Source organism: Rhizobacter sp., from assembly GCA_021153565.1.
Classification (GTDB): Bacteria; Pseudomonadota; Gammaproteobacteria; order Burkholderiales; family Burkholderiaceae_C; genus Albitalea.
The window spans coordinates 1-17,263 of the sequence record JAJKJU010000030.1 but is presented as its reverse complement, the minus strand read 5'-3'; the positions used below and the strand labels follow the sequence as shown (position 1 = coordinate 17,263).

General features: G+C 62.7%; 17 protein-coding genes and 3 tRNA genes. 4 read left to right on the top strand and 16 right to left on the bottom strand.

Annotated elements, in window-relative coordinates:
* The 13 genes from AC30NL_RS02315 to AC30NL_RS02255 form a co-directional block, all read right to left on the bottom strand.
* A partial coding sequence (locus AC30NL_RS02315) for a GTP-binding protein (protein WP_489462183.1) occupies positions 1 to 230 on the bottom strand: 230 nt, incomplete at its 3' end.
* A 38-nt stretch (positions 231 to 268) separates the two neighbouring features.
* Positions 269 to 343 (bottom strand) — tRNA-Thr (locus AC30NL_RS02310).
* 53 nt (positions 344 to 396) lie between these two features.
* A tRNA-Gly gene (locus AC30NL_RS02305) sits at positions 397 to 470 on the bottom strand.
* A 75-nt stretch (positions 471 to 545) separates the two neighbouring features.
* Positions 546 to 631 (bottom strand) — tRNA-Tyr (locus tag AC30NL_RS02300).
* Between the two features lie 208 nt (positions 632 to 839).
* Positions 840 to 1,970, bottom strand: coding sequence for an N-acetylglucosamine-6-phosphate deacetylase (gene nagA / locus AC30NL_RS02295; RefSeq protein ID WP_489462399.1), 1,131 nt, complete (start codon positions 1,968 to 1,970; stop codon positions 840 to 842).
* A gap of 281 nt (positions 1,971 to 2,251) precedes the next feature.
* Positions 2,252 to 3,010, bottom strand: coding sequence for a uracil-DNA glycosylase (locus tag AC30NL_RS02290; RefSeq protein WP_489462398.1), 759 nt, complete (start codon positions 3,008 to 3,010; stop codon positions 2,252 to 2,254).
* Positions 3,007 to 3,795 (bottom strand): indole-3-glycerol phosphate synthase TrpC, encoded by a 789-nt coding sequence (gene trpC, locus AC30NL_RS02285; RefSeq protein WP_489462397.1) that lies wholly within the window; start codon positions 3,793 to 3,795, stop codon positions 3,007 to 3,009. Before trpC ends, AC30NL_RS02290 begins: the two co-directional genes overlap by 4 nt.
* The gene (gene trpD, locus AC30NL_RS02280; protein WP_489462396.1) at positions 3,792 to 4,826 is read right to left on the bottom strand and encodes an anthranilate phosphoribosyltransferase; all 1,035 of its coding nucleotides are present in this window, start codon (positions 4,824 to 4,826) and stop codon (positions 3,792 to 3,794) included. Before trpD ends, trpC begins: the two co-directional genes overlap by 4 nt.
* A 16-nt stretch (positions 4,827 to 4,842) precedes the next feature.
* On the bottom strand, positions 4,843 to 5,853 hold the full coding sequence (gene ltaE / locus AC30NL_RS02275; protein WP_489462395.1) for a low-specificity L-threonine aldolase: 1,011 nt from the start codon (positions 5,851 to 5,853) through the stop codon (positions 4,843 to 4,845).
* On the bottom strand, positions 5,850 to 6,434 hold the full coding sequence (locus tag AC30NL_RS02270; RefSeq protein ID WP_489462394.1) for an anthranilate synthase component II: 585 nt from the start codon (positions 6,432 to 6,434) through the stop codon (positions 5,850 to 5,852). Before AC30NL_RS02270 ends, ltaE begins: the two co-directional genes overlap by 4 nt.
* On the bottom strand, positions 6,435 to 7,919 hold the full coding sequence (gene trpE, locus AC30NL_RS02265) for an anthranilate synthase component I (protein WP_489462393.1): 1,485 nt from the start codon (positions 7,917 to 7,919) through the stop codon (positions 6,435 to 6,437).
* 424 nt (positions 7,920 to 8,343) lie between these two features.
* Positions 8,344 to 9,006 carry a phosphoglycolate phosphatase gene (gph, locus tag AC30NL_RS02260; RefSeq protein ID WP_489462392.1) on the bottom strand — a complete coding sequence of 221 codons (663 nt, stop codon included), beginning with the start codon at positions 9,004 to 9,006 and terminating at the stop codon, positions 8,344 to 8,346.
* Positions 9,007 to 9,076: 70 nt separating this feature from the next.
* Positions 9,077 to 9,538: a GNAT family N-acetyltransferase gene (locus tag AC30NL_RS02255; protein WP_489462391.1), complete on the bottom strand. Its 462-nt coding sequence runs from the start codon at positions 9,536 to 9,538 to the stop codon at positions 9,077 to 9,079.
* Between the two features lie 214 nt (positions 9,539 to 9,752).
* On the opposite strand from AC30NL_RS02255, the gene AC30NL_RS02250 reads away from it, so the two are divergent.
* Both AC30NL_RS02250 and AC30NL_RS02245 read left to right on the top strand, forming a co-directional pair.
* On the top strand, positions 9,753 to 10,088 hold the full coding sequence (locus AC30NL_RS02250) for a hypothetical protein (protein WP_489462390.1): 336 nt from the start codon (positions 9,753 to 9,755) through the stop codon (positions 10,086 to 10,088).
* 23 nt (positions 10,089 to 10,111) lie between these two features.
* The gene (locus AC30NL_RS02245; protein ID WP_489462389.1) at positions 10,112 to 11,995 is read left to right on the top strand and encodes an ATP-binding protein; all 1,884 of its coding nucleotides are present in this window, start codon (positions 10,112 to 10,114) and stop codon (positions 11,993 to 11,995) included.
* Between the two features lie 78 nt (positions 11,996 to 12,073).
* On the opposite strand, the gene AC30NL_RS02240 is transcribed toward AC30NL_RS02245, so the two are convergent.
* Together AC30NL_RS02240 and rpe are read right to left on the bottom strand one after the other, a co-directional pair.
* Entirely contained in the window at positions 12,074 to 12,745 is a 672-nt protein-coding gene (locus AC30NL_RS02240) for an N-acyl amino acid synthase FeeM domain-containing protein (protein ID WP_489462388.1), read from the bottom strand.
* 280 nt (positions 12,746 to 13,025) lie between these two features.
* Positions 13,026 to 13,712, bottom strand: a complete 687-nt coding sequence (gene rpe / locus AC30NL_RS02235; protein ID WP_489462387.1) for a ribulose-phosphate 3-epimerase — start codon at positions 13,710 to 13,712, stop codon at positions 13,026 to 13,028.
* A 56-nt stretch (positions 13,713 to 13,768) separates the two neighbouring features.
* On the opposite strand from rpe, the gene apaG reads away from it, so the two are divergent.
* Complete coding sequence (apaG, locus tag AC30NL_RS02230) at positions 13,769 to 14,143, top strand: Co2+/Mg2+ efflux protein ApaG (RefSeq protein ID WP_489462386.1); 375 nt, start codon at positions 13,769 to 13,771, stop codon at positions 14,141 to 14,143.
* Between the two features lie 300 nt (positions 14,144 to 14,443).
* Positions 14,444 to 15,631: a murein transglycosylase A gene (mltA, locus tag AC30NL_RS02225; protein WP_489462385.1), complete on the top strand. Its 1,188-nt coding sequence runs from the start codon at positions 14,444 to 14,446 to the stop codon at positions 15,629 to 15,631.
* Between the two features lie 38 nt (positions 15,632 to 15,669).
* Here the strand turns inward: mltA and AC30NL_RS02220 are convergent, their stop codons facing one another.
* Positions 15,670 to 16,959 carry an Nramp family divalent metal transporter gene (locus AC30NL_RS02220; protein WP_489462384.1) on the bottom strand — a complete coding sequence of 430 codons (1,290 nt, stop codon included), beginning with the start codon at positions 16,957 to 16,959 and terminating at the stop codon, positions 15,670 to 15,672.
* Positions 16,960 to 17,263 lie beyond the last annotated feature (304 nt).

The window sequence follows — 17,263 nt, the reverse complement described above, 5'->3', positions numbered from 1 at the left end:
TAGTGGCGGTTGGCGGTCTCGTACTCGACGTGCGCGGTGTTGATCGTGATGCCGCGCGCCTTTTCTTCGGGCGCCGCGTCGATCTGGTCGTAGGCCTTGGCCTCGCCGCCGAACTTCGATGACAGCACCGTCGTGATCGCCGCCGTCAAGGTCGTCTTGCCGTGGTCCACGTGCCCGATCGTCCCCACGTTCACGTGGGGCTTGGTCCGTTCAAATTTGCCTTTTGCCATTTCTTGCTCCTAGCAACCCACCGTTGGGGAATGAATCTTGGTGCCCATGGCGCGGATCGAACGCGCGACCTCTCCCTTACCAAGGGAGTGCTCTACCACTGAGCCACATGGGCATCGACACGGGATTAGGCACCTGGAGATGCCCAACCCCGTAGCGACGGCTTGCTGGAGCGGGAAGCGGGAATCGAACCCGCGTCATTAGCTTGGAAGGCTAAGGTTCTACCATTGAACTACTCCCGCCCGGGAGACACCAACTTCGTGACGGCGGACGCGCGCCAGCAACTTCGCACGCCCCGCCCAACTTATAGTTTCGCCTGGTGGAGGAGGCTGGATTCGAACCAGCGTAGGCGTAAGCCAACAGATTTACAGTCTGCCCCCTTTAGCCACTCGGGCACCCCTCCGCGGCGAACCTCAGACTATAGCAGGGTTGGGAAGACGGTAGGGACGTTAGAACCACTTACGCACAGATTTCTCAAATCAGCAGAATTTCACGCGAGCGCGGTGGTGTTGGGCGCCCGCTGTGGTAGCGATATGGTTTTCACTGATGGCGGAGGTGCAGAGAGGGACTAGCTGAGACGTGCGGGAACGGCAGTTAGCGCCTCGTATGCTTCAGCCAGCATGCGGGAGTTCAGGCGAGGCCCCTTCAACATATACGTCCGTCAATTGCAAATCGCGGTCGAGCACGACGACGTCACCCCAGACTCCGGGCGCCAAGCGCCCGCGGTCGTTCGCGCCGAGGTAGTCAGCCGCATAAGTGGAGACGCGGCGCGAGGCATCCGGGAGGTCGAGACCCAATTCATTGACCAGGTTGCGCAGGGCTTGATCCATCGTCAATGTGGACCCGGCCAGCGTGCCGTCGGGAAGGCGTGCGCCGCCGAGACACTTGGTGACCGTGTGGCGACCCAGTTTGTACTGGCCGTCTGGCATGCCGGCTGCGGCGGTGGAATCCGTCACGCAGTAAAGGCAGGGAATCGATCGCAGCGCGACGCGGATGGCGCCGCGGTGGACGTGCAGCAGGTCGGGGATGATTTCCGAGTACTGCGCATGGGCCAGGGCCGCGCCCACCATGCCCGGCTCGCGGTGGTGCAGGCCCGTCATTGCGTTGAAGAGATGCGTGAAGCCGCGTGCCCCGCGCGCCAGAGCCTCGATACCGTCTTCGTAGGTGCCGAGCGTGTGGCCGATCTGCACCTTGTAGCCGCCAGCCACCAGCGCCTCGACTGCTTCCATGTTGCCCGGCACTTCGGGTGCGACGGTGATAAGGCGGATGGGCGCTATGTCGTTGAGCCATTTCAACTCGTCGGGGTTGAAGGGTCGTGCGAAGTCGGGCTGGGCACCGAGCTTGCCACCATTGATATAGGGACCTTCGAGGTGCACGCCCAGCAGACGCGCCGCATTGCGCGGACGTCCGGCGCACAGCGGCCGCAGGCCTGTGAAAACCGATTTGAGGTCGTCAATGGGCGCTGTTATCGTGGTCGCGAGCAGGGACGTCGTGCCGTGGCCTGCGTGCCATGCCGCGACCTTCGCAGCGGCATCGCCGCCTTCCATGATGTCGTGGCCGCCGCCGCCGTGCACGTGCAAATCGACGAAGCCGGGCAGCAGCAAAGGCTGCTTCGATTCGCGAGCCTTGTCGGTAGCGATTGGCTCGCCCTCTATGCGCGCAATGCGCCCGGCGTCGTCAAACTCGATAGCGCCCGACACGAAGCCTTGCGGCGTGAGGATGTTTCCTTTGAGCGCACTCATCCATCACCTCCGCAACAATGCGCTTCCACGGCCGCGGGTCGATGGGCCAATTGAGGAATTCGCTGGCTGCGATCCCGCGGCGCGGGGCCACTCTTTCACCGCTCATCCATCGCGTATCTTCCGCGACGACCTGAGGGCACCTCGTGCTGGCCTTTGACCACCATCAGTTTAGTGCCACCAATTCGTAATTGGACGGACGTGAATGCAAGTACGGGCGGCCGCCTCCCCCGAAGAGCGCAGGGCGACAGGGGCACCCACCGTTACCATTTCAACGCCACACCCTACCATCGGATCGGCGACGTGCCTGGCTGTATTTCTAGCAATAAGTTGTTCGCCTTGCTGAAATGCCGGCACCCGATGAAGGGTTCGGGCGGGCGTCGCGCGGACAACGGTGAGGGATGGTTGGCGGTGAGCACCCGATGTGGCGGCTTGTCGAGAAACACCCGCTTGCGCTGGGCTGAGCCGCCCCACAGCAGAAAGACCACTGGCCGCGGGCGCAACGCGATGTGCATGAGCAGCGCATCGGTCAGCGCCTCCCAGCCGCGTCCGGCGTGGCTTTGCGGCTGGCCATCTTCGACGGTCAGCGAGGTGTTGAGCAACAAAACGCCTTGCCGGGCCCAGTCGCTCAGGTCACCCTGGCATTGCGACGTCGCGCCGGTGTCGGCTTCGACTTCCTTGAGCATGTTGCGAAGGCTGGGCGGCAGCTTCTGGCCAGCGCCCACGGAGAAAGCGAGGCCTTGCGCCTGACCCGGGCCGTGGTATGGATCCTGTCCGACGATGATGACGCGCACGTCGTCCGGGGATGTCAGTTCGAGGGCGCGAAACACCGTGCCGGGGTAGACGACGGCGCCGTCGGCCACGCGGGCGTCGACGTAGCGGACGAGGGACTCTCCTTCGGGACTCGCAAGGAAGGCGTCCGTCACCGGTTTCCAGGCCGGCGTGACGCGTGCGAAGACTTCCGCAAGCGGATCTCGAAGGCAGTTATCGGATCGCGCCGCCGTCAAACGGTCGGCGAAGAGATCACCACTTGCCGCACTCATTGAAACAGCTGCGCGAGTGCCTGACCGGGATCGTCGGCTCGCATGAAGGCCTCGCCGACGAGGAAGGCATGGACATTCTCCGCCCGCATGCGCTCGACATCGGCGCGTCCGAGAATGCCGCTTTCGGTGACGAGCAATCGATCGCTTGGCACGTTCTCCAACAGACACAGCGTCGTGTCCAGCGTACTTTCGAAGGTCCGCAGGTTGCGGTTGTTGATGCCCACGAGCGGGGTTTTCAAGCGCAACGCGCGATCGAGTTCCGCGCCGTCATGCACTTCGACCAGCACCGCCATGCCGAGATCGTGCGCCTGGGCTTCGAGGTCGGCCATCTGCGCGTTGTCCAGGCAGGCGGCGATGAGCAAGATGCAGTCAGCCCCCATGTCGCGCGCCTCGACGACTTGATAGGCGTCGACCATGAAGTCCTTGCGCAGCACGGGCAGTGCACAAGCGGCGCGCGCCTGTTGCAAGTACAACGCCTTGCCTTGAAAGAACTGCACGTCTGTCAGCACGCTCAGGCAAGCTGCGCCGTGGCGCTCGTAGCTTGCGGCGATGTCCGCGGGGCGAAAGTCTTCGCGTATCACGCCTTTGCTCGGGCTGGCCTTCTTGATCTCGGCGATGACGCCGGCTTTACCTGCGGCGATCTTGCTGCGCAGGCTGCCAACGAAATCGCGCAGGCCGCCGCGGGCTTCCGCATCGCGACGCAGCGCCCCCAAATCACGCTTCGCCTTCGCCGCGGCGATCTCTTCGCGCTTGACCGCGACAATCTTGTTGAGGATGTCGCTCATGCTGTGCCGAGTTCCTTGGTGCGGTTGATGAATTGATGCATCTTCGTTCGCGCTTTGCCCGAGGCGAGTACGTCGCGCGCCATGGCAATGCCATCGGCCATAGACTTCGCGACGTTGGCAGCGTACAGACCTACGCCCGCATTGAGAATGACGATGTCACGCGCCGGACCAGGCACGTTGTCGAGCACCGACAGGAGCAGCGCCTTCGATTGCTCGGGCGTCTCGACTTTCAAGGTGCGGTTGCTGGCCATCGTGAGGCCGAAGTCTTCCGGATGGATCTCATACTCGTGGATGCCACCATCCTTGTACTCGCCCACCAAGGTGGCCGCACCCAGCGACACCTCGTCCATGCCGTCGCGGCCGTAGACCACCACCGCATGCTCCGCGCCCAAGCGCTGCAGCGCGCGCACTTGAATGCCCACGAGGTCGGGGTGGAATACGCCCATCAGGATGTTGGGCGCATCGGCCGGATTCGTCAGCGGCCCGAGGATATTGAAAATTGTGCGAATACCCAGCTCCTTGCGGACCGGCGCAACATTCTTCATCGCAGGATGGTGGTTGGGCGCGAACATGAATCCGATGCCGGTGTCGGCGATGCACTGGGCGATCGCCTGCGGCGACAGTGCGAGGGTCATGCCCAGTGCTTCGAGCACGTCGGCACTGCCCGACTTGCTCGACACGCTTCGACTGCCGTGCTTGCTCACGCGTGCCCCCGCGGCTGCCGCCACAAACATGCTGCAGGTCGAGATGTTGAAGGTGTGCGAACTGTCGCCGCCAGTACCCACGATGTCGACCAGGTGCGTGCGGTCCGCCACCTCGACTTTGGTAGAGAACTCGCGCATCACCTGGGCGGCCGCGGTGATTTCCCCGATGGTTTCCTTCTTGACGCGAAGGCCCACGAGCAGTGCGGCCATGGTCACGGGCGACATTTCTCCGCTCATGATGCGACGCATCAGCGCAAGCATTTCGTCGTGGAAGATTTCGCGGTGTTCGATGGTCCGCGTCAGCGCTTCGTTGTTGGTGATGGTCATGGACATGTCCCTCCCGTCAGGCGCTGAAGTGTTCACGGACCGCGGCGATCGCGCGTGTGATGTCGGCACCGTCAACGTCTAGGTGCGTCACGAAGCGAAGGCGATAAAGGCCGGTCGCCAGCACACCTCGTGTCTTCAGGTGCGGCAACAGACTCTTGGCGCGCTCGCCTTCGACGTCGACGAAGACCATGTTGGTTTGCGGCGGCTCGACGGTGAGTCCTGAAATGCCCTGCAAGCCGTCGGCGAGGCGCTGTGCAAGCGCATGGTCTTCTAACAGTCTTTCGATATGGTGATCGAGCGCATACAAGGCCGCACCGGCGAGTACACCTGCCTGACGCATGCCGCCGCCCAGCATCTTTCGATAACGATGTGCCTGCCTGATGAAGTCACGCGAGCCAACGAGGGCCGAGCCCACTGGCGCGCCGAGCCCCTTCGAGAAGCAAACCGACACGCTGTCGAAATGCTGCGCGATGTCTTTCGCGTTCACGCCGAGCTTGGTAGCGGCGTTGAACAAGCGGGCGCCGTCGAGATGGATGGCGAGCCCGCGTTTTCGTGCAATGCCGGTCGCATCCGCCATGTACGCCATCGGCAGCGCCTTGCCTGCGAAGGTGTTCTCCAAACATAGCAAACGGCTGCGCGCAAAGTGCGAATCATCGGGCTTTATTGCGGCCTCGATGTCGGCGATGGCGAGCGTGCCATCCGGTTGATGCTCGATCGGCTGCGGCTGCACGCTGCCCAGCACCGCCGCCCCGCCCGCTTCCCATCGATAGGTGTGCGCATACTGGCCGACGATGTATTCCTCGCCTCGCTGGCAATGCGTCATCGTCGCGATGAGGTTACTTTGCGTACCGGTGGGAACGTAGAGCGCCGCTTCCTTGCCGAGCATGGTTGCGATGCGCTCCTGCAGCGCGTTGACGGTCGGGTCGTCGCCGAACACGTCGTCGCCGAGTTCGGCGCGCATCATCGCGTCACGCATGGCCGGGGTCGGCCGTGTGACGGTATCGCTTCTGAGATCGATGATCTTCACGGCGCGAGCTCCAGGAAGTTCTTGAGCATCGCATGCCCATGTTCGCTCAGGATGGACTCGGGGTGAAATTGCACGCCTTCGAGCGGTGTCTTCGTCCCTGCCAGCTCACGATGCCGCACCCCCATGATCTCGCCGTCTTCCGAGGTCGAGGTGACCTCTAGCACCGCCGGCAAGGTCTCGCGCTCAATGGCCAGCGAGTGATAGCGGATCACTGTGAACTCCTTGGGCAAGGCGGTGTACACCCCTCGCTGGTCGGTCGTGATCACGCTCGTCTTGCCATGCATCTGCCGCTGCGCGCGGATGATCTTGCCGCCCAGCGCTGCGCCCATGGCCTGATGCCCGAGGCACACGCCGAGGATGTGCAGCTTGCCGATGAAATGCTTGATGGAATCCACACAGATGCCCGCTTCAGCCGGCGAGCACGGCCCGGGCGAAAGCACCAGCTTGTCGGGCTTCAGTTCGCTGATGCCTTCAAGGGTGATCTCGTCATTGCGGAACACACGAACGTCTTCACCCAGCTCGCCGAAGTACTGCACGAGGTTGAAGGTAAAGCTGTCGTAGTTGTCGATCATGAGCAGCATTTAGAAGCCCTCCTCGACGAGTTCGGCGGCGCGCAGTAGTGCACGAGCCTTCGCCTCGGTTTCTTTCCATTCGAGTTCGGGGACCGAATCGGCGACGACACCTGCTGCGGCCTGAACATACAGCGTCTGGTCCTTGACGATGCCAGTGCGAATCGCGATGGCCACGTCCATGTCGCCCGCAAAACTCAGGTATCCACAAGCCCCGCCGTAGATGCCACGCTTCACCGGCTCCAGCTCATCGATGATTTCCATCGCCCGGATCTTCGGCGCGCCGGTGAGCGTGCCTGCCGGGAATGTCGCCTTCAGCACATCGAGGCTCGACATCCCGTCCTTCAACAGTCCTTCGACGTTGCTCACGATGTGCATCACGTGCGAGTAGCGCTCGACAACGAAGGCTTCCGTCACCTTCACACTGCCCGTCTTCGCGATCCGCCCGATGTCGTTGCGCGCCAAGTCGATGAGCATCAAGTGCTCCGCGCGCTCCTTCGGGTCTCCACTGAGCTCTAGCTCCAACGCCTTGTCCTGCTCCGACGTAGCGCCGCGTGGACGCGTGCCGGCCAACGGTCGGATTGTCACCTTGTCGCCCTCGGCCGTACGCTCCTGCCGCACCAGAATTTCAGGGGATGCACCGACGATCTGGAAGTCGCCCATGTCATAGAAGTACATGTAGGGCGACGGGTTCAACGAGCGCAAGGCCCGGTAAAGCGACAGCGGCGACTCGGTGTAGCGCTTGCGAAGTCGCTGCCCCACCTGCACCTGCATCATGTCGCCGGCGGCGATGTATTCCTTGGCCGCGAGCACTGCTGCGATGTAGTCGTCCTTGGCAAACTCGCGCTCTACACCGTGCGCAGTACCCCGCTTTACCGCCGGTGCGGTCACGCTGTACTTGAGCTTGTCTGCCAAGTCCGCCAGCCGCCGCTTCGCCTTGTGAAATGCCTCGGCCTCGTCAGGGTTGGCGTAGACGATGAGATAAAGCCGCCCCGACAGGTTGTCGATGACGGCAAGTTCCTCGCACTGCAGCAACAGAACGTCCGGCGTGTCGATTCCGCCGGACTTTTCGGTCTTGGCTAGCTTGGGCTCGATGAAGCGCACGGCGTCATACCCGAAGTAGCCGGCCAGCCCGCCGCAAAACCGCGGCATGCCCGGACGCAGCGCGACTTTGAAGCGCTTCTGGTATTCGGCAATGAAGTCGAGCGGATTGCCTTCATGTGTCTCGACCACGACGCCGTCGGTCAGCACCTCGGTCTTGAAGCCCGTGGCCCGCAACATCGTGCGTGCCGGCAGGCCGATGAATGAATAGCGCCCGAAGCGCTCGCCGCCCACGACCGATTCAAGCAGGAAGCTGTTCTTTCCTCCGCCCGAGGCATAGGCGAGCTTGAGGTACAGCGAGAGGGGGGTTTCCAGATCGGCGAATGCTTCGGCGATCAGGGGGATGCGGTTGAATCCTTCGCCCGCAAGGCTTTTGAATTCGAGTTCAGTGATCATGTTCAGGGCCCTCCACAGCCCGGCATGAGCGCCGCGAGGCGCACGCAAGGGAAAACAATGTCGGAAAGCTCGGTGAGGCCGTTCGTCGAATGGGTCGGACGAGGGTCACCGGGTGGGACCGAAGGGCGGCTCATGGGACGAGCGGCAACCACGGCCAAACAAACCTGCGCTCTGAAAAATCAGGCGCCTGCGGGCTGGCCCCGCCAGGGCCATGCTCCCCGGTCGTGAGACCCCTTGGTTTGCTTGCGCGGTGTGAACATCATAAAAGTGTAGCAGGGCGAGAACTTGGCTACACCCGGATCACTCCCCATCCGTGACTTGCTCCCTAGGTTGAAAGGCTGCCACGAGGCAGAGGGAAAAGGATCCGTTCAGTTGATCCGCGGCGAGTCATCGCTTCGGACAAAGGGTCCCGTTGTCTTTGGGCTCAGTCGAGTTGCAGTTCGTCGAGACGGTCGATGAGGCCATCTGCATCGACTTCGCGAATCGGTTCGCCGTGGTTGTAGCCATAGGTCACAAGCACGACGGGGCAACCTGCAGCGCGGGCGGCCCGCGCGTCGTTGCTTGAGTCGCCGACCATCAAGGTGCGGGACGGTTCCGTGCAAAGTGCCTCGCATGTCTTGATGAGCGGCAAGGGGTCCGGCTTCTTGCGCTCGAAGGCATCGCCGCCGAAGACCACAGAAAAATACGACGCGAGGCCTTTCATGCGCAGCAGGTCATTCGCGAAGGCCGTAGGCTTGTTGGTGAGGCAGGCGAGTTTCACACCACGCGCCGTGAATGCCTCGAGCCCTTCGACAACGCCCGCAAACACATCCGCCTGATCGCCGTTCACGCGACCATAGTGTGATTGGTACGACTCCCAGGCAGCGTGGAACAAGTCGGACTTCCCGCCAACTTCTTGCAGTGTCATACGGATGAGGTGCTCCGATCCTTTGCCGATGCTGAGTTCGACGAAGGCGCGATCGACACTCGGCAACTGCAATTCATCGAGCATCGCCAGAAGCACAGCGTGGAAGTCGCTCAGCGTGTCGACAAGGGTACCGTCGAGATCGATGATTGCAGCGTCGAAGTCGGGCCGTTTCAAAGTCATGGCATTTACAACCATCAGTCTAGTGCATTGTTCCAAGCCTCCCGACCGGCTCGCGGGCGCGCTGAATTGCTCATAGTGCCTTGCGATAAACGAGGAAACCGGACTTGTCCGCGACCTGGTCGTAGAGCCGCATGGCGACGGTGTTCGTCTCGTGTGTCTGCCAGTAGACGCGGGGCGATCCGACAGCCTTGGCATGTTCGTACACCGCTTCGATGAGCGCTCGGCCCACGCCTTTGCCGCGCGCCGCCTCGACCGTGAACAGGTCTTGCAAGTAGCAGATGGGCGCGATCAGGGTCGTGCTGCGATGGAAGAGGAAATGCACGAGGCCAAGCAACTGGCCGGAGCGTTCCGCGACCATGGCGTGCACGGGCTCATAGGCATCGAAGAACCGAGACCACGTCGCATGCGTGATCTCTTCCGGCAGCGTGGTCGACCCGGAGCGTCCATAGAAGGCGTTGTAGCCGTCCCACAGCGGCTTCCATGCGGGGAAGTCTTCGCGGTTCACGGGTCGGATCGAGAGTTGTTCGGTCATGGAATCCCCTCCTGATGGAAGGCAAGGGTAACGAAAACGCTGATCGATTAGTCCCGCACGCCTGAATTGACCCGACAAGTGCACAGTTCCCCGCGAATCAGCCGCCTTTGACTGACTCCTTAGAATGTTCGGTGGTGTACTGTCGGCCAAATTGCCGGCCGAATGGGAACAACATGCGTCTGCACGTGCCTTGGGAGCCGGGGAAGAGTTCTCCATGAGCAATTCAAGCTCTCGACGGCGAGACGACCCCGCGGCATTTCCGTTGCCCATCGGCGGCCTGTTCGCCGATCTCGAACTGGGGGGCGGCTGCATCAATCTGCCCGATGACTTCTTCGCCGCCTCGGGCGCCATCCAGGTCGAGGTGATTTCCGATTGGCAGCGCGCCCTCGAAGAGCTTCGTCATCGTGCGTTGGTCCGCCTCTACCGCGACTTGGCCGATGCGTTGCCCGACTGCTCCGATGCTGGAAAGATGGAGCGCTTTCGCGTTACTTGCCAGAGGCTCGAGATCGAGTGCCCCGAGGACATGACGCCGCTGCTGGCGCGGTTCTGATTTAACGCCGATAAGACTGCGTCATGGTCGACACCCGCATTGACGCAGAACTTCACCCGGAAGGCGATTTCGCCGCGCAGCTCGCCGACGAGCAGTTGCGCATGGTGTGGGAACACGCATCGATCGGCACGGCAGTCGCGACGGCTTTCGCCATGCTGATGGCGTGGAAGCTACCGACCCATTTCACCGCCTTGGTCCTGCCCTGGGTTGCTCTCAAGCTCGCGATCGCCATTCCTCGTATCGCGCAGGCGCTCATCTACAACCGCAGGGGACACCCGGACGGCAAGCCTTGGCGAGGCTACACCTACGCGCTCCTCGCGGTCGACGGCATCGTCTGGGGACTGGCCGGCGCCGTCCTGGCTCACGACTCAATCCCCGTGCTGGCGGTCGTCCTGCCGTGCCTCGCCTGTATCGCCATCGTTGCGACCTATGGACTGCAGGCGCGGCTCATTGCCACTGCCGCCTACGTGGTTCCGATCGTGATGCTGACTGCCGTGAGCCTGCTGTTCCGTGGCGACGAGTTCGGCACTTTATGGGGCCTGGGGTCACTCGCCCTCCTCGGCCTGCTGCTGTCGACGGCGCGGCGCTACGAAAAGCGCCTGGCCGAAAACTTCCTGCTGCGCATGAAGGCCAGCCGCAGCGAAGAATTGAAGGATGCAGCACTTGCGCTCGCCCAGCGCAACGCCGAAGAGCGCGAAGTGGCGCTGCAGCTTGCGCAACGCAAGAGCGCCGTCAAAAGCCAGTTCCTCGCGACCATGAGCCACGAGCTGCGCACACCGCTGCACGGCATCCTCGGCATTGCACGGCTGCTGAACATTGAGAGCAACGATTCGGCCGTCCGACGACGCGTCGAGCTGATTGAGTCGAGCGGAATGCACTTGCTCGAGCTCATCAACGACCTGCTCGACATCAGCCGAATCGAGTCGGGGCAGCTCAAGATGTACCTGTCCGAATTCGACCTCAACGCGGAAGCGTGCCGCGTCGCCGAGATCTACTCGATGCGTGCAGGTGACAAGGGATTGTCATTCTCGTTCGATTGCCGCATCAAGGCGCCCACTTGGGTCCGCGGCGATCCATCACGGCTGCGGCAGGTGCTGCACAACCTGCTTGGCAATGCGGTCAAGTTCACCAAGACCGGTTTCGTGTCGATGTCACTCGAGCATGTGTCAGCCGAGCTCTATGTCTTCATCGTGCGAGACAGCGGCGTCGGCATTTCTCCGGAAGACCAGGCGCACATCTTCGAGGCCTTCCACCAGGCCGGCGCCACGGCGTCACGACCCTTCGAAGGCACGGGCCTGGGCCTCACCATCGCCCGTGAAGTCGCCCAGGCCATGGGTGGGGACATCACCTGCCGCAGTGCCCCAGACGTCGGATCTTCCTTCCGCTTCACAGTGTCTTTGCAGCCGGTCGCTCAGGCGGGACAGGAAGCGCGAAATTCGACCGATGCCCCGGCACCGGCTGCCATTCGAGGCGAGTTCCAGGTGCTGCTTGCGGAAGACAACGACCTGAACGCGCTCATCGCGCAGGCATTTCTCGAACGTGAGGGTGTGGTAGTCGAAAGAGCCGTGAACGGCCGCGAGGCGGTTCGGCGGGCGCTGCGCGAAGTCGGTCGGCCGAGTCTCGTCTTGATGGACGTGTTGATGCCGACGCTGGACGGTGTGTCGGCAACCCGGGAGATCCGGGCGCGCGAACAAGCGCTCGGCCTGGCCCGCGTGCCTGTGATCGCGATGACCGCCACAGCCAGCGACGAGGACAAGGGCGCCTGCCTGGCAGCAGGCATGGACGACTTTCTGGCCAAGCCGTTCTCGGCGGAACAACTCGCGCAGGTCATGGCCTTCTGGCTGCATCGGCCGTCGACGGCCATGATTCATCGCGACAACGAGTCGCCGTCGTCGTTGCCGCACTAGAACTGGGCCCCCGCTCAGTCCGAACGAGAATTTCAAACCGATTTGTGGGCAACGAAGGGTGATGCCAAGCTACACAACTCAAGCCGCCATCGCCTCCACCCGCTGCGGCGCACGCATCCGCTCGACGATCTCGATGTCCGGATGGAAGGTCTCGAAGCAGAAATCGAAAAGGCCTTGCTTGTTCGGATTGATCTGCCACTCGCGCGGGCCGAGCATGGTGTCGAACATCAGCACGCGATGCGGCATGCCGCCGGTGTGGGCCAGCGGCACCATCGGCTCGTCGGGGAACATCTCGGTGAACCCGATTCGCTTGTACTGCCGCACCAGCGCTTCGTTGCGCGCGCCGATGATCGCGAAGCGTGCCTGGGCCGACAGGCAATACAGGAACGCCGCCTTGCAGATGGCGAACTTGAGAATGGGGTCGGCGCCCGCAATCGTGGACAAGCGCGTGATTTCGGCCCGACCAAGGCGCAAGATCGACTCCGGCAGAGACGCCGATTGCTCGATCAGCAAGGGTCCTTGCCGGCTGGTCTGGATGCGTGCCGTGCCGATGGCCTGCCCCGTTCGCTTGTCTTCGCACAACAAGATCAACGTGCCTTCTTCCCAATCGAGCGCGTCGGGCTCGATCAGCGATTGCCGCCACGCGGGCATGTGATGACCGTAGCCCTCTGCCCGTACTTCGCACGCCCGTCGCAAGTCCATGCCATTCACGACGGGGCGAATCGAGAAACTCAAGGTAGATGTCGTCATGTGGACCCGATCTTTGTGCTTAGAAAATCCGCCACCGCCCCCCCCCTCTCGCAGGTGACGAACCGCGCGAACCCAGCGCATTTGCGACCAATGCGCATAGCGAAACGAGAGGGCTGAAACTTGAAAGCCGTTTGGGTATAGGCGCTGAGCAAGAAATGGCGCAGCCCAGCTGCATGACTTGCAGCGTCAGAAACGTGTGGGAATTGGAGGTCTTGCACCCTGGCGTCGGATGCAAACCGTCACATAGGAACGCGGGTGGGTACCCGCGTTGGACAAGCCGTTACGTTGCGGCCAGTTCGCGTCGCATTGCAGCGATCACTGACGCGTAATCGGGCTTGCCGAAGATCGCGCTTCCCGCGACAAAGGTGTCCGCCCCGGCGTCGGCCACCTGGCGGATGTTGTCGATCTTGATGCCGCCATCGACTTCAAGACGAATGTCACGCCCGCTCGCGTCGATGATGCGGCGTGCTTGCTCGATCTTCTTCAGGGCCGAGGGAATGAAGCTCTGCCCGCCGAAACCGGGGTTCACACTCATGATGAGCACGAGGTCGACGCGGTCGATCACCCATTCCAGCACGTCCAGTGGCGTGGCCGGGTTGAACACCAGGCCGGCCTGGCAGCCCTCGGCCTGGATCAACTGCAGCGTGCGATCCACGTGCGTGGACGCATCGGGGTGGAAGCTCACGAGATCGGCGCCGGCCTTGCAGAAGGCCTGTGCCAGGGCATCGACCGGGCTCACCATGAGGTGAACGTCGATGGGCACCTTGCTGCCGTCGGCCTTGATCGAGTGCTTGCGCAACGCCTCGCAGATCATCGGGCCGAAGGTGAGATTGGGCACGTAGTGGTTATCCATCACATCGAAGTGAATCCAGTCCGCGCCAGCGGCGATGACGCTTTTCACTTCGTCGCCCAAACGTGCGAAGTCGGCAGAGAGGATGCTGGGGGCGATGCGGTGGATGGTGCTCATCGGGAGATTCTAGAAGGGGCATGGTCGCGACGAGCCCGCATCAATAGAATCGCGAGATGGCCCATCCCCAGTTCACCTGCAGCGTCGCCGTGCGACCGCTGCCCGAGCAATCGCAACCGGACGCTGGGCAATATGCCTTCGCCTACACGGTCACGATCCATAACACCGGCGACATCACCGCGCAATTGATCGCGCGGCATTGGATCATTGTCGACGCCGACGGCCACTGCGAAGAAGTACGTGGGCTCGCGGTGGTGGGACATCAGCCACTGCTCAAGCCGGGCGAGCAGTTCGAGTACACAAGCTGGACGCGGCTGAACACACCCAACGGAACGATGCGCGGCACCTTCTTCTGCATGACGGAAGATGCGAAGCCCTTCGATGCGGACATCCCGGAGTTCGGGCTGACGCTCGCGTCCGCATTGCACTGAGAGGCTGAGAGTATTTCGATCATGCCCGCTCATCACGCCAAAAGTCCCCTGCTCGTCGTTGCAAATGCTCGCCATAGCACGAGCTATGGCTGCGCTTTGCGCCTAGATCGGGCGCCTTTTGACGTGCTGCTCGGACACGCTCGAAAAACTCTCAGCCTCTGAACCTGCCTCTGAACCTTGCCGATTCAGCCGTCCTCCGGGCCCCGGCGCTCGCCGCCTTTGCGCCCCGAGAACATGGTCCACCACACAATCAGCACGAAGATCGAGAGGGCGCCCAGCGCTTCCAGCAGAATCACCCACATGGCTTTGTCGTTTCGTAGTTCCGGCCGAGGCATCTGGCCGGTGGTCATTCTAGGAGTGCTCGTCGCTTGTTCGTCCCCGCCTCGCGACACGGCAGCGCCGGTCGAAGACAGGACGGGGCGTGTGCCGACCGTCGCGACGCCGCCTGCAGGCGCAGCGTCGACGCCGCAAGTTGCGCTGGGACCGCCCTTGTTGCGCTCTCGTTCGCGTTGGGTGCCGGTGGACTGGAACGAACTTCCAGGCTGGGACAACGACCGCATGAGCGAGGTGTGGCCTGCCCTGATCCGGGGCTGCGAGCGCCCGCCTTTCGAGTGGGCTCGGTTGTGCAATGACGCGCGCAAGGCAGCTTTGCCGACGGACGCAGCCGTGCGCGCGTGGCTGCAGCAGCGCTTGGCGCCGTACCGCGTGGAATCGCTTGACGGGTCGTCCGATGGCTTGGTCACCGGCTACTTCGAGCCGCTGATCGAAGCCAGCCGTGTCGCACGAGGACCGTTCCGCGTGCCGCTGTACATGATGCCCAACGACCTCAGCGCTCGCAAACCGTACTGGACACGTCAGCAAGTCGACACCCTGGCATCAGCACAAACCCAGTTGCGCGGACGAGAACTTGCCTTCGTCTCCAATCCCCTCGATGCGCTCATCCTGCAGATCCAGGGCAGCGGCCGTTTGCAGATCACCGAACCGGACGGCACGAAAAAGCTCGTGCGCGCCGCCTTCGCCGGTCACAACGACCATCCATACAAGTCGGTCGGCAAGTGGTTGATCGAGCAGGGCGAACTCAAGCCCGAACAAGCTTCGTGGCCCGCCATCAAGGCCTGGGCGCAGATGAATCCGACGCGGTTGAACGACCTGCTGTGGAGCAATCCGCGGGTGGTGTTCTTCCGGGAAGAGCCCATCGTGGACGTGAACGCAGGCCCGCGTGGCGCCCAAGGCGTGCCGCTCTCGCCTGGCCGCTCGATCGCCGTCGATGCACAGAGTGTTCCGTACGGCACACCCGTGTGGCTCGACACGACAGAGCCGCTGTCGAATACGTCGCTGCGCCGACTCGTGTTGGCGCAAGACACCGGAACCGCCATCACGGGCGCAGTGCGGGCCGACTACTTCTGGGGCTGGGGCGATCAGGCCGAGCAACAGGCAGGACGGATGAAACAGCCGCTGCACATGTGGGTGTTGTGGCCGAAATCGTAGCCGCAGGGGTGAGCTCCCCCAAGTCTTCATGCGCCTCGTCAACGAAACAGATCGCGGCCCATCATCAGCACAGCCGCCGCCATCACACACACAGCACCCCATCCGAACGCGCGTGTCTTGCGCTTCACGACAAGCGGGCCCATCACCTCTGGCTTGGCCGCGAGCATCATCATCGCGGCCATGATCGGCACCGAGACGACGCCGTTGATGACCGCGCTCCAGTACAGAGCCTTCATCGGGTCGATGGGCGTAAAGCTCAGGCTGGTGCCCACGAGCGTTGCGACGACGATGATGGCGTAAAAACCTTTCGCCTCCTGCCAGTGGCGCTCCAGGCCCTCCGTCCATCCGAAGGCTTCCGCCACCGCGTAGGCAGCTGACGACGCGAGCACCGGCACGGCGAGCATGCCCGTGGCAATGATGCCGACGGCGAACAGCATGAAGGCGAGATCGCCGGCCAGCGGCCGCAGGGCTTCGGCCGCCTGCGCCGCCGTCTGCACGTCCGTCTTGCCAGCGGCGTGCAGCGCCACCGCGGCCATGAGCATCACAAAGAATGCGATGCCGTTGGAGAACACCATGCCAATGACTGTGTCGATGCGCATACGCTTGATGGCGCGGCGCACCTTCTTCAGCTTTTCATGGCGAGGATGGACATGCCTCTGCTCTCCCTCTTCGACCTCTTGCGCGGCCTGCCAGAAGAAAAGATAGGGAGAGATGGTCGTACCGAGAATGGCGACGATCGTCATCCAGAACTCCGGGCTGTGCTCGACGTGCGGCATCACCAGATCGTGCAGCACCTGGGCCCATGGAATGCTCATCGTGAATGCAGCACCAACATAGACAAAGAGGCTCAGCGTCAGCCACTTGAGGATGGGCGCGAGACGGCGGTATGGAACGAAGACCTGCAGCAGCACAGTTGCGATGCCAAACACAAGCGCATGAAAGTGCTCGCCGCCACCGACGACGAGTTGCAGCGCCTCACCCATGGCGCCGATGTCGGCCGCGATGTTGATGGTGTTTGCCATGAGCAGCAGCGACACGATGGAGAACACAAACCAGCCTGGCGCCTGCGTCTTGAGATTTGCAACGATGCCTTTGCCGGACTGCCGGCCGATTCGTGCGCTGACGAGCTGGATCGCTACCATGAATGGCACCGACAGGAACACGGTCCACAGGACCTGGGTGCCGAAATGCGCGCCGGCTTGCGTGTAGGTCGCAATGCCCGACGGGTCGTCATCCGCGGCGCCGGTAACGATGCCCGGCCCGACCTGTCGGATGAAAGAAGGCAGCCGGCGCGTTCTCGCACCGCAGGCATGGCCCGCATGATTCATGGCTCGGAGCCCCCGAGGGACGATGGTTGATGACTGGTGTCACGGCAAACACCGTGCCCGCTCCCCTGCGACTTCAGTTTGACGCGCCAACGCGGCCACAGAATATTGAGTGCGAGGCCAGACATGACCCAAAGGGACGCGCCCAGTTTCCCTTGCCCCGCCCATCAACCGACCCGCTTTAGGACATGGCCCGAAACAACTTGCCGTTTTGGGGGTGCTGGGCGGGCGCGCTGCGGCGTTGCTCCTCACTTGTGTGGCTCGCCACACGGCGCTCGGAGCGCCTTGCATCGCATCCCGCCCTGCG